Here is a 13,561-nt window from a genome sequence, read left to right on the forward strand (position 1 = left end):
GATGATCGGTGCGCGGGAGGAGGCGGATGTGTCCAGCGTCCCCGGCGCCACTGATACCGCTGACGCCCGCAGGCGCATCCCGCGCACCGACGACCTGCTCGCCGAACCCCGCTTGGCCAAGGCCGTGGAGGATCTCGGCCGCGGCCTCGTCCGGCGGGCGATCACGGCGGCCCAGGGCCGTGCGCGGGCGGGCGAGATCGATCCGGAGGCGGTCGCCGACGAGGCCGTGGCGTCATTGCCCGCCACGGCCTCGTCGATGCGGGAGGTGCTCAACGCCACCGGCGTGCTCGTCCACACCAATCTGGGACGCGCCCCGCTGTCGCAGGCCGCGGTGCGGGCTGTGCGGGCCGCGGCGGGGAGCACGGACGTCGAGTTCGACCTCGGCGAGGGCGGCCGGGCCCGGCGGGGGCGAGGCGCGCTCGCCGCGCTGGCGGAGGCCCTGCCGGAGGCGGGAGGCGTCGACGGCGTGCACGTCGTCAACAACAACGCCGCCGCACTGCTGCTGTGCGCGCTCGTGCTCGCGCCCGGCAGGGAGATCGTGATCAGCCGCGGGGAGCTGGTCGAGATCGGCGACTCCTTCCGCATCCCTGACCTCGTCACCTCGACCGGAGCCCGCCTGCGGGAGGTCGGCACCACCAACCGGACCCACCTGTCCGACTACGCCGACGCGATCGGGCCGGACACCGGCTTCGTGCTCAAGGTGCACCCGTCGAACTTCCGGGTCAGCGGCTTCACCTCCCAGGTGCCGGTGGCCCGGCTGGCGGAGCTCGGCGTGCCGGTGGTGGCCGACATCGGGTCCGGGCTGCTGCGGGCGCACCCCCGGCTCCCCGACGAACCCGACGCCGCGAGCGCGCTGGCCGACGGCGCCGCCGTGGTCACCGCCAGCGCCGACAAACTGCTCGGTGGCCCGCAGGCGGGCCTGCTGTTCGGCGACCACGAGCTCGTGCGGCGACTGCGGCGACACCCGGCCGCGCGCGCGTTGCGGGTGGACAAGCTGACGCTCGCGGCGCTGGAGGCCACCGTACGAGGCCCCGTGCCGCCCGTGCGGCGTTTCCTCGACACCGCACCGGAGACGCTCCGGGCCCGCGCCGAACGCCTCGCCGCCATGCTCGTCCGCCGGGGCGTGGACGCCGTCGCCGTGTCCACCACGGCCGCCGTCGGCGGTGGCGGCGCGCCCGGCGTGGAGCTGCCCAGTGCCGCGGTGAGCCTGCCCGCCGACTACGCGCGGACGCTGCGTATGTCCGAACCCGCCGTGGTGGGGCGACTCGAACGCGGCCGGTGCCTGCTCGACCTGTGTGCCATCGCGACCGACGCCGACGAACGCCTGGTGGAGGCCGTGACGCGATGCACGTCGTAGCCACGGCCGGGCACGTCGACCACGGCAAGTCCACGCTGGTGCGGGCGCTGACCGGGATGGAGCCCGACCGGCTCGACGAGGAGCGTCGTCGCGGCCTGACGATCGATCTCGGGTTCGTGTGGACGGACATCTCCGGCCGGTCGTTCGCGTTCGTCGACGTGCCGGGGCACCAGCGGTTCGTGCCCACCATGCTCGCCGGGGTCGGACCGGTCGCGGCCGTGCTGTTCGTGGTGGCCGCCGACGAGGGCTGGCAGAACCAGTCGAGCGAGCACCTCGCCGCGCTCGACGCGTTCGGCGTGCGACACGGCGTGCTCGCAGTCACCAAGGCCGACCGGGCCGACCCGGCGCCCGTCCTCGCCTCCGCGCTCGACCGCATCACCCCCACGAGCCTCGGCCGCGTCCCCGCCGTCGCGGTCAGCGGGCGCACGGGTGCAGGACTCGCCGCGCTGCGGGCGGAACTCGCCGCGCTGGGGGACCGGCTTCCACACCCCGACCGGGACGCCGATGTGCGGTTGTGGGTCGACCGGTCGTTCAGCGTCCGGGGCGCGGGCACGGTCGTCACCGGCACCCTGGGCGCGGGGACGCTGTCGGTGGGCGACGACCTCGAACTCGGTCGAAGCGGCCGCCGTTACCCGGTGCGGGGACTGCAGTCGCTCGGCCGCGACCACGACACCGTGGAGGCGGTCGCCCGCGTCGCGGTGAACCTGCGAGGTCTCGACCACCGCGACGTCGGCCGGGGTGATGCGCTGCTCGCACCCGGCGCGTGGCGGCACACGCGCGAGCTCGACGTCCGGTTGCGAGGAGAGAAGACGGAGAACCTGCACCGGGACCTGGTCGCCCACGTCGGTGCCGCCGCCGTTCCCTGTCGCGTCCGTCCACTCGGGACCGATCTGGCGCGGCTGACCCTTGCCCGGGAACTGCCGCTGCGAGCCGGTGATCGCGGGCTGCTACGCGACCCGGGCGAGCACAGCGTTCCCGCCGGGTTCGACGTCCTGGATCCCCGCCCGCCCGCGTTGCGGCGCAGGGGAGCGGCCCGGGCCCGGGCCGCCGAGCTGGCCGGCGACGATCCCGCCGACGCGTACGTGCGCAGGCACGGTGCGGTCGCCATCACCGAGCTGCACGCACTCGGGTGGACCGTTCCGGGGGCCCGGGTGGGACGCTGGGCGGTCGCCGACGAGTTGCCTCGGCGGCTCGCCACGCGTGTGGCCGAGCTGGTGTCCGACTGGCGTGAGCGTCATCCGTTGTCGGCCGGACTGCCCGTCGAGTCGCTGCGCCACACGCTGGACGTTCCCGAGGAGTTGCTCGACGCCGCCCTCGCCGACACCGGACTCACCGTCCGTGACGGTGTCGTGGCCGATCCCACGCGAACGCCGCGCCTGCCCGAATCCGTGGAGCGGGCCGTGCGGGCCGTCGAACGGCGACTCGCCCGCGAGCCGTTCGCCGCGCCCGAGGCAGGCGACCTCGCCGAGGTCGGGCTCGGTCCGAAGCACCTCGCCGCCGCCGAACGAGCGGGCAGGTTGCTGCGGATCGCCGACGGGGTGGTGCTGGCACCCGGCGCGCTCGACGAGGCCGTCCGGGTGCTGACCGGGCTGCCCGAGCCGTTCACCGTCAGTCAGGCACGACGCGCTCTCGGTACCACTCGCAGGGTCGCCGTGCCACTGCTCGAACGCCTCGACGCCGAGGGCCGTACCCGGCGCGCGTCCGACGGCACGCGCACGCTGCGCCGCCCTCACACGTGATCGCGCGGCACCGAGGTGTGCCAGTTCCGGGAGAACACCCGCTGTCCGCCCTCGTAGGCGTCCAGCCTGGCGTGCACGACGAACTCGGTGGGCGTGCACGTGAGCGTGGTGTGCGTGACCGCGGCGGCGTCCCACTCCCCGCGCGTGAACCGCATGGTCCAGTCCACACTGCCGCGCGTCGAGTCGAAGTCGTCGGCGACCCACTCGTAGTGCTCGTCGGCTCGCCTGCGCACGTCGAGGTCGATGTCGTCGAAATGCAGCACACCGAGGTCCTTCACCACGTCCAGGGCCGAGCTGTAGTTCACGAGGTCTCGTGACACGGTCCAGCGCCCGTCACCGGGTTGGAGCCGCCGGGTGGGCGTAGGCGGCGTGCCCTCGGGGTCGTCGAACGGTTCGGGGCTCACCTCGCCGTCTCGGGCGGGCCGTACCGGAAACGTCACCGAGCTCCGGCCCGGGAACACCGTGAGTCGCACCGGCTCGGGCGGCGGCCAGGCCAGCGGCCAGTAGGACGTCGACACGGCGATGCGTACCCGGTGGCCTGCCGGGAACGCCTGCGCCACCCCGTTCAGTGGCACGCTCACCCGGTAGCGCCGGTGCGGTTCGAGCGGTGCCGGGCGGGCGTGGCCGTCGCGGTGGGTGAGGTTGAGCAGGCCGTAGCTCACGCGCGTGGCCCTGCCCTCCGGGGCGACGTCCGACAGCCGCACCGTCACCATCGCGTTCGGCCGGTCGCAGCTCAGCTCCAGGTTCACCACCGGCGAGCCGAGGATCTCGTGCCGCTCGGTGAGCACGTCCGTGTCGAACACCAGCGACCCGCCGTCCTCCTCCCGCTGGTCGTAGGGCAGGTCGGGCGGGGCGTTGTACGAACACCACTTGCCCGCGAACTGCCCCACCGACAGCGGCGACTCGATGGTGAGCGGCTCGTCGGCGCTGGTGCCGTCCCCAGCGTCGTCCGGGGTGGGTCCCTTGACGAGCCGGTTGTGCAGGAGCGTGAACTCGGTGGGCTCGATGCGCGGAGACGGCCACGACGGCTCGCCGATCCACCGGCCGGGCCGCTGCTCGTACGCGGTGGCGGGTTTGGCGCTCTCCTGCATCCAGATGCGCAGCATCGGCTCGTCCATCACGCCGTTGTCCACGCCCTTGAGCCAGTGGTCCCACCAGCGCACCAGCTCCTGGAGGAACCCGATGGCCGGGCCCGGTTTGCCGAGATGCGGGTACTTGTGCGACCACGGTCCGATCAGACCCTTCCGGGGCACGCTCAGGTGACGCAGCAGCCGGAAGACGGAGTTCGAGTACCCGTCGGCCCACCCGCTCACGGCCAGCACCGGGCACCCCACGGCGGAGTAGTCCTCGCACACCGACCCGTGTCGCCAGTAGTCGTCGCGGCGTTGGTGGCGCAGCCACTCCACCAGCCACGGCTCACAGTGCTCCAACCGCTCCCGCCACATCTCACGCCAGCGGCGCCCCACCACGGCCGGGTCCGGCGGGCACGAGTTGTAGGCGAACATCGTCGACGCCCACGACAGGTTGTCCGACAACAGACAGCCACCCATGTAGTGCACGTCGTCGGCGTAACGATCGTCGGTGGACGACAGCGTCGCGATGGCCTTCAGACTCGGCGGGCGGCGCGCCGCGATCTGCAGCGCGTTGAAGCCACCCCACGAGATGCCCATCATCGCCGTGCTGCCGTCGCACCACGGTTGGGCGGCCAGCCACGCCAGCACCTCCTCGCCGTCGGCCAGCTCCTGTTCCAGGTACTCGTCGGCGAGGACACCGTCGCTGTTGCCGCTGCCCCGCAGGTCCACCCGCACGCCCGCGTAGCCGTGCCCGGCGAGATACGGGTGATGGATCGAGTCGCGTTGGGCCGTCAGGTCGTTCAGGCGGTACGGGATGAACTCGCAGATCGCGGGCACCGGGTCGGTGTCGGAGGACACCGGTCGCCACACCCTCGCCGACAGGCGGGTTCCGTCTGCCAGCGGGATCCACACGTGGTCGTCCCTACGGACCGCGTGCGGCAGCGAGGTGACTGTGCGCACGGCAGAACCTCCCGGTCAGACGTCGTCGATCTCGAAGCGCAACGCGGACACGCAGCGTTCGTACCTGTCGTTCAACTCCTGCTCGCTGCTCGCTGCGACGTGGATGTCGGCCAGTTCGTAGCTGTAGCTGTCGCGCGCGTACTGTTCCGACAGCCGCGAGCCCTTCTCCGTCGTGAGGTCCACGAAAACACCGAGGTCGCGTTCGACCGCGGCGACCTCCTCGGGGCTCGGCACGCGGCGCACGATCCCGTCGGCGAATCTCCGCAGGAACCATTTCGCGGCCACGGCGGCGGAGCCCTCCCGCCGCGGCATCCTCGGGTCCTCGCCGAGGGCGAGACTCACCATGCAGTGCAGGTTCGACACCCCGTCGACCGCCTCGAACAGGCGCGCGTGCGACTGCGACAACCGAGGGTTGACCTCCAGCACCCACACGCGGCCCGCGGTCGTGTCGACGAAGAACTCGATGTCGAAGGTGGTGGACCGCAGCCCCATCCGCACCACGACGGCCTTCGCGATGTCCGACACCCGCCGCACCGCCTCCTCCGGCAGCGTGGACGGGTACTGGTAGCGCAGGAAACTCGGCGTGCCGGGGTAGCACACCGAGTCGACCACGCCGTACACGTGCGGCTCGTGGTGGTGGCGGTAGCCCTCCACGGTGATCTGCGCGCCACTGACGGCTTCCTCGGCGAGGCACGCACTGGCGCCGGCTTCGGCGACCTCCGGAGGCAGCGACACGCGCTCCAGCACCGCGTCGAACGGGCCGCCGATACTGCCGATCCCTTCCCGGATCCCCTCCACGGCCTCGGCGAGCCCACGGTCGTCACCGACCTGGTAGGCGAGCTTGGACGACGACGACTTCACCGGCTTGAGCCACACCGGGTACTCCAGGCCCTCCGGCAGGCGCGGCGGGTCGGAGTGCAGGTCCACCAGGCCGAACCGGGGGCAGGCGTCGGTCACCTGCGACTGTTCGAGCCTGCTCCAGTACTTGTGCTCGCACCTCACGATCGATTCCAGGCTGGTGCTGGGCAGCCCGTAGCGTTCGCACAGCACCGGCACCAGTGACGTCACCGGGAAGTCCCAGTAGCCGGTGACGGCGTCGATGGAGCCGTCGAAGGAGTCGAGCCGCTCGCACGCCCGCGTCAGGCAGCTCCGGAAGTCGCTGTAGCCGATGCGCACCTCGTCGACGCCGAGCAGCGCGTGAAACCGGTAGTTTCGCGCGCCGGGCAGCCGGTGCAGCAGCTCGGCGTTGCGCTCGTCGAGCCCGAGCACGAAGACGTTCTCGGCCACCGGCCACCTCCTGCGGGCAGCGACACGTCCCGCAAAGGGTGACCCGCCACGCGGGCGGCGAAACCGGTGACGGCCGCCCGGCGCTCACCGACGGAATCGCCGCCGTCGTGTCCGCAGCCTGTGATCGGGTGTTCGCACTTCACGTAGACGGAAGTGCGAACACCCGTACCTAACCTGCGGACACGCCGGACGGGCGTGGAATTGTGGGCCCGGCTCAGCTGTTGACCGGAGTGACGTCCACGACGACAGGAGAGTACAAGTGGCGACAGTCGAACTGACGAGCGAGAACTTCAACGAGATCGTCGGTGCGCGGGGAACGGTGTTCGTGGACTTCTGGGCTGCCTGGTGCGGGCCCTGCCGGGCGTTCGCCCCGGTGTTCGAGCAGGCCTCGGAGCAGTACCCGGACATCACCTTCGGCAAGGTGGACACCGAGGCTCAGGTGGAACTCGCGCAGGCGTTCGGTATCTCCTCCATCCCGACACTGCTCGCGGTCCGCGACGGTGTGGTGCTCTACGCCGAGCCGGGCGCGCTGCCCGCTCCGGCGTTCGAAGACCTGATCAACAAGGTGCAGCAGGTCGACATGGACGAGGTGCGCGCCGAGATCGAGCGCGCGGGCTGAAGACACGAGGGCTCACGATCGCGGACTGCTTTCGGCGGTCGTGAGCCCTACACTGGCGGTATGCGTGGACCTCGTCCGGTCACCGAGGTGCCTGACGTCGTCGGTCTCGGGGCCGACGACGCGTGTGACATCGTGCGACGGGCCGGCCTGAACCCGGTGCCGCCGGACGGCGGTGAGCTGCCGATGTCCGGCATCGTGACCGCGCAACGCCCCATCGGAGCAGCCGGAGCGGTGGAGGGAGCCGAGGTGGTGCTCTGGGTCCACCCCGGCAAGGAGGCACCCGTCGGAGCCGCGAGCACGGGGCCGCTGGAATCCGCCTCGCCCGAGTGAGCGCCGGGCCGGGGAGCCGCGCTCAGCGGGTCGGCACACGAGCCGGCAGCTTCGCGCCCCACTCCCGAGCCCGTTCGGTCTCGCCGTCGACGAGGGGGCCGAGGGTGTCCACGACCAGGAAGTGCCGCGCCTCGGCGGCGAGTTCGACAGGTGCTCCACGAAGTCGTTTCGCGACTGCCTTGGCCGCCGAACCCGGCAGACGTGGCCTGGCCACCTTGGTGTCGAAGACGGCGAGTCTCACCGGCGACGACAGCCGGACCCGAGCCACCCATTCCCGCACACCGTCTCGTCGCGACACCAGTGGCGCGTTCGCGGCGCGGGCGCGTTGGGCGGCGTCGTCGCGCGTGGCCGGTCGGCTCATGCCGAACGCGTGCGTCGGCGCGCCGATCACCAGCAGGTCCACGCCCTCCACCGTGTCGGGCGCGTCGCCGACTTCCACGATCTCCACGGCGCCGTGTCGCCGCAGCCCGTCGGCCACCGCTTCGGCGACCGCGCGGGTGTTGCCGAACATGGACTCGTACACCAGTAGTGACCGCATGCTGTCACGATGCCGACGGCGCCCGGCCGGAGACAGAGCCGAAGGACTCTGTGCGGTCACCACGTGTCCCCGGCGTGCGGCGCGGCGTACGGGGGAGTGCGACGGTACGGGTCACGGGAGCGCGCCGCCCACGGGGAAGAACGGTCTGGCGCGCCGCACGCTCCGCCGCGCGCCGGGCGGCGGATGCGGCGTGGGCTCGTTCCCGCTCCTGGCACGCTACGCACACGACCACGGTGCCCGCGTCCCTACCGGCGGAGTCGAGCAGCGACGCGACTCTGGCGGTGCGGAATCCGCATTCACCGCAGACGATCGCCGGCGCGTCGCCGTGGAACCGGATGCTTCTCTCTCCGGACGCCGGGTACGCCGAGGAAACCGAGGACACAGCCGTCACAGCGCATCGCCCTCCTCACCCTGTGTGAACGGACATGAGCGGGGTACCCAGGTGGCGGCGGACACACACTGTGTGGCCGTGCGCGGTCACGAACGGTGATCCGGTGAGGGAGGCGGAGGTACCGGTGACACAGCGGTTTCGGGCTCAGCCCGCGCATGGGAACCTGCCGAACCCTTCCGTCGCGCGGCTCGCAGCCCCGGTGCTCACGAAGTGGGACTTGTTCGAAGCGGGGAAGGTGCCGACCGGCGATCCTGAGTACACCGTCGGACCGCAACGGCTGCGCGGGTGGGAGGTGGCGGGCGCGGACGGCAGCGCCGCACGTCGATGACCCGGCGGCCTCGTCGCAGCGCGGGAATCCTGCTGCACCGCGTCGTCGCCGGCACGACACAGGTACTGCTCGGGCACATGGGCGGCCCTTTCTGGACGAGGCGTGACGCGGGGGCGTGGACCATTCCGAAAGGTGAGTACCAACCGGACGAGACGCCCGAGGTCGCGGCGCGCCGGGAGTACACCGAGGAGCTCGGCCTGCCGCCGCCGGAAGGCGAACTGGTGCCGCTGGGTGAGGTGCGCCAGGCCGGGGGGAAGGTCGTGACGGCGTTCGCTCTGCACGGTGACCTGGACCCGGACACGGTGGTGCCGGGAACCTTCGCGTTGGAATGGCCGAGGGGCTCGGGAGTCGTGCGGGAGTTCCCCGAGCTCGATCGCGTCGAGTGGTTCGACCTCGAACGGGCGAAGGCCAAGGTCGTGGTCGCACAGCGAGTGTTTCTCGACCGGCTTGCCGAGCGCCTTGCCTGACCGCGCTCACCCGGCCGAGTGTCCACCGTGGTCCGTTCAGGAAGGCGCTGGGTCGAGACGTCCTCCTCGTCGCCTGGTCTGGATCGATCGGGTGATACGAACCATGCTCGCCGGTACCGTTTGCCGCCCCCTGACAGGGGTACGTCTGCCACCATGAGCATGGCGCCGCAGATCCCGCAGACGGGAACCGACCAGGCCCACGTCGTGGGAGAACCGGATCACCGGATCATGCTCGCCGACGGCATGGCGGCGCAGATCCTCGCGTCCTACCCGGTTCGGCCGGACGCGGATCTCTACAGTCTCGCCACGGCGATCGAGTTCCACTGCTCGCAGTGTCGTGAACACTGCGAGGCCACCCTCGTCGCCGTCCGGAACCACTGGCTTCTGTGCCCCGGCTGTTATGCGGCACTCGACGCCGTGCGGGCACCACCAGCACCCGAGGTGCCGGACACCCGGAGCGCGGCGTGAACCCGGTGGGAGACGCGCCATCGGGGCCCTTCGGCCCTGCCCTTTGGTGCACCGGTCGAGGCAGTCTGACAGACGTTCCCCGTCGCGCCGCGGGGCGGGGGACGGCAGGTCCGGCGTCCGCGGCGTGGGGCCGGTTCGTCGCGTGGAGTGGGCGGACCGGCCCGTCCACTCCGACACGACTACACGAGCGAGGACATCCGTGCGACAGGTGAGGATGGCGTGGGGGCGCTCGGCCGCGGCTGGTGTCGCCGCCGGCGCGGTCGGCGTCGCCGCCATGACACTGGCCGAGAAGCTGGAACAACGGGTCACCGGCCGCCCCGACTCCTACGTTCCCGCTCGAACACTCGAACGGTTGCTCGGCCTCGCGCACGCCCGTGGGCGACGGGCCTGGCGGCGCAACCTCGCCATGCACGCGGGGCAGGGTGCTCTGCTCGGCGCTGTGCGTGGGGTGATGGCCGGAGCCGGGTTGCGTGGCTCCTGGTCGTCGCTGTTGTTCCTCGCGGTGCGCCTGACCAACGACCAGACCTTCGAAAACGCCACCGGCGTCGGCGCCCCGCCGTGGACGTGGCCGCGTGACGAGCTCGTCGTCGACCTCCTGCACAAGGCGGTCTACGCCTTCGCCACCGGCCTCGTCGCCGACGCCCTCGCCTCCCGGTCGGGGCCAGGGCCCGGACAGGTCCACGCCCGCCTGCGGCCCGTCCGGGAGCGGGACGTCGGCCCTCCACCGCGAGAGTGGTCACCCCGCTCGGTCCGGCACTGACCGATCGGTGGCCGCGTGAGGGGCATAGTCAGTCGGTGTCAGACGGTGCCGGACGGCGCGGCCCGACGCGCATTTCAGCGCACCGAGAACGGCGTGGGTCTCGGGTCGGCGCTCCAGCGCGCGAACCGTTCGCCGAGCAGGGCGTAGACCTCCGGATCCAGGCCCATCTCCATGTGCGAGCTGCCCACCTCGACACAGTCGGCGCACGGGTCCTGGCAGAGCCACCACGGCACCACGGCGTCGCGACGCGAGAACACCGACACGGCCGGGACCTGCCGGGGCAGTGGTGCCCGCAGCAGCGCCGAGTTCGTGCGGTAGCAGTCGCCGTCGAGACAGTCGGCGTCGAGCAGGCCGGGAACACCCCAACCGGAGGCTCGCACCAGTGTGCGGGCGAGTTCGACCCCTCGGGGGTGAACCCCGAGTGGGTCCAGCACGGGTGAGGACAGCATCGCCAGCCCGCGCACCAGGTCGGGTCTGCGGACGGCGGCGATCCTGGCGAGCCAGCCGCCCCGGCTCTGCCCCACGACGATCACCCGGCGACCGGTGACGCAGGCCAGGTGCTCCAGCCGGCGCTCGACCCGGTCCACCAGCGTGGCCGTGCACCCGAGGTTCAGTCCGGTGCGGGTACCGAGGGACCGGTACCCACGGGCCGTCAGCCACGAGCGCAGCAGACGCAGGCTCCAGTCACCGAAGCCGAAACCGGGAACGAGCAGCACTCCCTGCCCGGCTCCGTCACGAGGCCCGCCCGCCTGCCACACGGGGTGCCGCACGAGCCGCGGAACCATCCGTGCCGTCACGGTCAGCACCCGTTCCCGAGAGGACCACACCCGGGTCCATACCCGCTCGCCCGTCGGCTACGCACACCGCGGGGTCAGCGCAGGCGGAAACGCAGGGTGGTGACGACCCCGGCGGTGGTGACCTCGGGTGGGCTCAGCGGCACCGGTGCGCCCTTCCGCGTGAACAGCCGTACCCCCGCGCCGAGCAGGACCGGAGCGACGTGCACCAGCAGCTCGTCGACGAGATCGCGCTCGACGCACTGGCGGGCGACGTCCGCGCCGAGCAGGAGCAGGTCACGGCGGTCCGCCGCGGCCAGCGCCGTGCGGACGGCGGTTTCGACGTCACCGGACAGGAACGTGATCGACGGGTCCGGTTCGTCGGCGGGAGGCCGGTGGGTGAGCACGAACTGCGGCCCGTGCCACGCACCACCGAACGGTTCGGTGGCCTCCTGCCGTTGCCCGGGCTTACGGCCGACGTCGTAGGTGCGACGACCGCACAGGATGGCACCGGTGCGCTCGATCACTTCCTCCGCTTCGGGGACCGGGTCGGGATAGGCGAAGGCCCAGTCCATCGCGTCGCCGGGGCCGGCGACGAAACCGTCCACCGAGAGCATGGTGTGCCACCGTACGATGCCCATGTCGCACTCCTTCCACGTGGGGTGTACCCGGAAGGACAACCCGGTGCGCCCGGATTCATCGCTTCGGGCGTGCCCGCCGGGGACCGAGTGCCGCGCGAGCATCCGATCGCCGGTCCTGGGAGCGCGTCACCCCCGCACCATTTCCCGAGCCACCGCCAGGGCCTGTTCCACGACAGCCACCGGAATGTCCCCGGCTCGGGGATCGACGCTGAACATCGCCGACGACCAGTCGCCGCCTTCCGGAACGACGACCGCGAAAACCGCTTCGTCGTTTCCGCCCCGGCGCAGGTGAAACTCGATCACTCGCTCGTCAGCGACCACATCACCGAAGTCGACGATCTCCACGTCGGCGCTCTCGACGTTCCTGCGAGTCAATCGGTCTCCTACCGGGGTGAGCACGGGGCCTGACGTGCCCGGTGCACGACAGTGGCCGTCGTGGCTGTCGCCCCGCACTTCCAGTGACACGATCACCAGGGGCGGGTGCCTGGGAAGCCTGAACCCGCCCCTGGTGTGTCGACGTACTTCCAGCGGACTTTCCTGTCCGGGTTCGAGGGTCACCGGCATCGCGGGAGCGACCCGCGTCGCGACGCCGGGTGGCTCGCGGACACGCCGCTGGCCGGCCTCACGCCCTGATCGATGTCACCCGGCTCGGGGCGTGAGACCGACGATCAGGAACCGAGCCGCACACCGCTCTCGGGGTTGAACGTGTGGGCGGCGTCGGCGTGCCGCAGCGTGACGCGCATGGTCTGTCCGAACGACGGGGTCCGGTCGGCCTCCGTCCGCACGATGAACCGCTCGTGCCTGCCGCCGACGTCCACCTGCCCGTACACGTAGGCGTCGGAACCGAGCACCTCCACCAGTTCGACCTTCAGCTCCAGAGCGGGCTCGTCAGCCGAGGCGGCACGCAGACCCTCCGGCCGGATGCCCACGGTCACCTCGCGCAGGCCGGCGGCGTCACCGGAGAGGACGTCGCGCGCCACGGGCACCGTGAGACCGTCCAGTTTGGCTCCACCGTCGGTGAGGGGGACCGTGGTCAGGTTCATGGCGGGGGAGCCGATGAACCCGGCCACGAACACGTTCGCCGGTGTGTCGTAGAGCGCCTTCGGGGTGTCGCACTGCTGGAGCACACCGTTCTTCAACACCGCCACCCGGTGTCCCATCGTCATGGCCTCCACCTGGTCGTGGGTCACGTAGACCGTGGTGGTGCCCAGCCGGCTCTGCAGTGCGGTGATGTTCGCCCGGGTCTCGACCCGGAGCTTGGCGTCCAGGTTGGACAGTGGTTCGTCCATGAGGAACACGGCGGGTTCGCGGACGATGGCGCGTCCCATCGCGACCCGCTGACGCTGACCGCCCGAGAGCGCCTTCGGCTTGCGGTCGAGGTAGTCGGTGAGGTCCAGCAGCCGCGCCGCCTCGGCGACCCGTTCGGCGATCTCCGTCTTGGGCACCCGCTTGATCTTGAGGGCGAACCCCATGTTCTCCGCCACCGTCATGTGCGGGTACAGCGCGTAGGACTGGAACACCATCGCGATGTCCCGGTTCTTGGGGGAGACCCCGGTGACGTCCTTGCCGCCGATGGTGATGGCGCCCTCGTCGACGTCCTCCAGGCCCGCGAGCATCCGCAGCGCGGTCGACTTGCCGGAGCCGGACGGCCCGACGAGTACCAGGAACTCACCGTCGGCGATGTCGAGGGAGAGCTTGTCCACCGCGCGCACGGGAGGGTTGCCGGGGAAGAGTCGGGACGCTTCGACGAAGGAGACCTCGGCCATGCTGGATTGTTCCTCTCCTGCTGGCGAGCTCGAACCGCTCGCGGTGCGCCACTGTCTACCGCGC

At 71.6% G+C, this 13,561-nt stretch carries 14 protein-coding genes; 7 read left to right on the forward strand and 7 right to left on the reverse strand.

What is annotated here, in order from left to right; genetic code table 11:
• Position 1 precedes the first annotated feature (1 nt).
• Positions 2-1,357 carry an L-seryl-tRNA(Sec) selenium transferase gene (gene selA / locus SACCYDRAFT_RS10145; protein ID WP_005455893.1) on the forward strand — a complete coding sequence of 452 codons (1,356 nt, stop codon included), beginning with the start codon at positions 2-4 and terminating at the stop codon, positions 1,355-1,357.
• The gene (gene selB / locus SACCYDRAFT_RS10150; RefSeq protein WP_005455894.1) at positions 1,345-3,096 is read left to right on the forward strand and encodes a selenocysteine-specific translation elongation factor; all 1,752 of its coding nucleotides are present in this window, start codon (positions 1,345-1,347) and stop codon (positions 3,094-3,096) included. Before selA ends, selB begins: the two co-directional genes overlap by 13 nt.
• Here the strand turns inward: selB and SACCYDRAFT_RS10155 are convergent.
• Positions 3,087-5,129, reverse strand: coding sequence for a CocE/NonD family hydrolase (locus tag SACCYDRAFT_RS10155; RefSeq protein ID WP_005455895.1), 2,043 nt, complete (start codon positions 5,127-5,129; stop codon positions 3,087-3,089). The two genes, selB and SACCYDRAFT_RS10155, sit on opposite strands and share 10 nt — an antisense overlap.
• 15 nt (positions 5,130-5,144) lie before the next feature.
• Positions 5,145-6,416, reverse strand: a complete 1,272-nt coding sequence (locus tag SACCYDRAFT_RS10160) for an ATP-grasp domain-containing protein (RefSeq protein ID WP_005455896.1) — start codon at positions 6,414-6,416, stop codon at positions 5,145-5,147.
• A gap of 259 nt (positions 6,417-6,675) precedes the next feature.
• On the opposite strand from SACCYDRAFT_RS10160, the gene trxA reads away from it, so the two are divergent.
• Together trxA and SACCYDRAFT_RS10170 are read left to right on the forward strand one after the other, a co-directional pair.
• Positions 6,676-7,035 (forward strand): thioredoxin, encoded by a 360-nt coding sequence (trxA, locus tag SACCYDRAFT_RS10165; protein WP_005455897.1) that lies wholly within the window; start codon positions 6,676-6,678, stop codon positions 7,033-7,035.
• A gap of 60 nt (positions 7,036-7,095) precedes the next feature.
• Positions 7,096-7,365 (forward strand): PASTA domain-containing protein, encoded by a 270-nt coding sequence (locus SACCYDRAFT_RS10170; RefSeq protein ID WP_005455898.1) that lies wholly within the window; start codon positions 7,096-7,098, stop codon positions 7,363-7,365.
• A 22-nt stretch (positions 7,366-7,387) separates the two neighbouring features.
• Here SACCYDRAFT_RS10170 and SACCYDRAFT_RS10175 read toward each other — a convergent pair whose 3' ends face one another.
• Complete coding sequence (locus tag SACCYDRAFT_RS10175; protein WP_005455900.1) at positions 7,388-7,903, reverse strand: flavodoxin family protein; 516 nt, start codon at positions 7,901-7,903, stop codon at positions 7,388-7,390.
• 715 nt (positions 7,904-8,618) lie between these two features.
• Between SACCYDRAFT_RS10175 and SACCYDRAFT_RS10185 the strand changes: the two genes are divergently transcribed.
• The 3 genes from SACCYDRAFT_RS10185 (at position 8,619) to SACCYDRAFT_RS10195 (ending at position 10,317) form a co-directional block, all read left to right on the forward strand.
• Complete coding sequence (locus SACCYDRAFT_RS10185; RefSeq protein ID WP_005455903.1) at positions 8,619-9,089, forward strand: NUDIX domain-containing protein; 471 nt, start codon at positions 8,619-8,621, stop codon at positions 9,087-9,089.
• A 153-nt stretch (positions 9,090-9,242) separates the two neighbouring features.
• Entirely contained in the window at positions 9,243-9,557 is a 315-nt protein-coding gene (locus SACCYDRAFT_RS10190) for a hypothetical protein (protein ID WP_005455904.1), read from the forward strand.
• A 214-nt stretch (positions 9,558-9,771) separates the two neighbouring features.
• Positions 9,772-10,317 carry a hypothetical protein gene (locus tag SACCYDRAFT_RS10195; RefSeq protein WP_005455905.1) on the forward strand — a complete coding sequence of 182 codons (546 nt, stop codon included), beginning with the start codon at positions 9,772-9,774 and terminating at the stop codon, positions 10,315-10,317.
• A 74-nt stretch (positions 10,318-10,391) separates the two neighbouring features.
• Here SACCYDRAFT_RS10195 and SACCYDRAFT_RS10200 read toward each other — a convergent pair whose 3' ends face one another.
• From SACCYDRAFT_RS10200 to SACCYDRAFT_RS10215, 4 genes are all read right to left on the reverse strand, one after another.
• Positions 10,392-11,144 (reverse strand): esterase/lipase family protein, encoded by a 753-nt coding sequence (locus tag SACCYDRAFT_RS10200; RefSeq protein ID WP_005455906.1) that lies wholly within the window; start codon positions 11,142-11,144, stop codon positions 10,392-10,394.
• A 44-nt stretch (positions 11,145-11,188) separates the two neighbouring features.
• On the reverse strand, positions 11,189-11,731 hold the full coding sequence (locus tag SACCYDRAFT_RS10205; protein ID WP_005455907.1) for a dihydrofolate reductase family protein: 543 nt from the start codon (positions 11,729-11,731) through the stop codon (positions 11,189-11,191).
• A gap of 126 nt (positions 11,732-11,857) precedes the next feature.
• The gene (locus SACCYDRAFT_RS10210; RefSeq protein ID WP_005455909.1) at positions 11,858-12,106 is read right to left on the reverse strand and encodes a hypothetical protein; all 249 of its coding nucleotides are present in this window, start codon (positions 12,104-12,106) and stop codon (positions 11,858-11,860) included.
• A gap of 293 nt (positions 12,107-12,399) precedes the next feature.
• Positions 12,400-13,497, reverse strand: coding sequence for an ABC transporter ATP-binding protein (locus SACCYDRAFT_RS10215; protein WP_005455910.1), 1,098 nt, complete (start codon positions 13,495-13,497; stop codon positions 12,400-12,402).
• Positions 13,498-13,561 lie beyond the last annotated feature (64 nt).

This window comes from Saccharomonospora cyanea NA-134 (genome assembly GCF_000244975.1).
In the GTDB taxonomy this organism is placed as follows: Bacteria; Actinomycetota; Actinomycetes; order Mycobacteriales; family Pseudonocardiaceae; genus Saccharomonospora; species Saccharomonospora cyanea.

Excerpts from the sequence above, each read along its gene's own strand:
- selA (WP_005455893.1), top strand. The coding sequence starts at position 2 with ATGATCGGTGCGCGGGAGGAGGCGGATGTGTCCAGCGTCCCCGGCGCC.
- selB (WP_005455894.1), top strand. The coding sequence starts at position 1,345 with ATGCACGTCGTAGCCACGGCCGGGCACGTCGACCACGGCAAGTCCACG.
- SACCYDRAFT_RS10170 (WP_005455898.1), top strand. The coding sequence starts at position 7,096 with ATGCGTGGACCTCGTCCGGTCACCGAGGTGCCTGACGTCGTCGGTCTC.
- SACCYDRAFT_RS10175 (WP_005455900.1), bottom strand. The coding sequence starts at position 7,903 with ATGCGGTCACTACTGGTGTACGAGTCCATGTTCGGCAACACCCGCGCG.
- SACCYDRAFT_RS10185 (WP_005455903.1), top strand. The coding sequence starts at position 8,619 with ATGACCCGGCGGCCTCGTCGCAGCGCGGGAATCCTGCTGCACCGCGTC.
- SACCYDRAFT_RS10190 (WP_005455904.1), top strand. The coding sequence starts at position 9,243 with ATGAGCATGGCGCCGCAGATCCCGCAGACGGGAACCGACCAGGCCCAC.
- SACCYDRAFT_RS10195 (WP_005455905.1), top strand. The coding sequence starts at position 9,772 with ATGGCGTGGGGGCGCTCGGCCGCGGCTGGTGTCGCCGCCGGCGCGGTC.
- SACCYDRAFT_RS10205 (WP_005455907.1), bottom strand. The coding sequence starts at position 11,731 with ATGGGCATCGTACGGTGGCACACCATGCTCTCGGTGGACGGTTTCGTC.
- SACCYDRAFT_RS10215 (WP_005455910.1), bottom strand. The coding sequence starts at position 13,497 with ATGGCCGAGGTCTCCTTCGTCGAAGCGTCCCGACTCTTCCCCGGCAAC.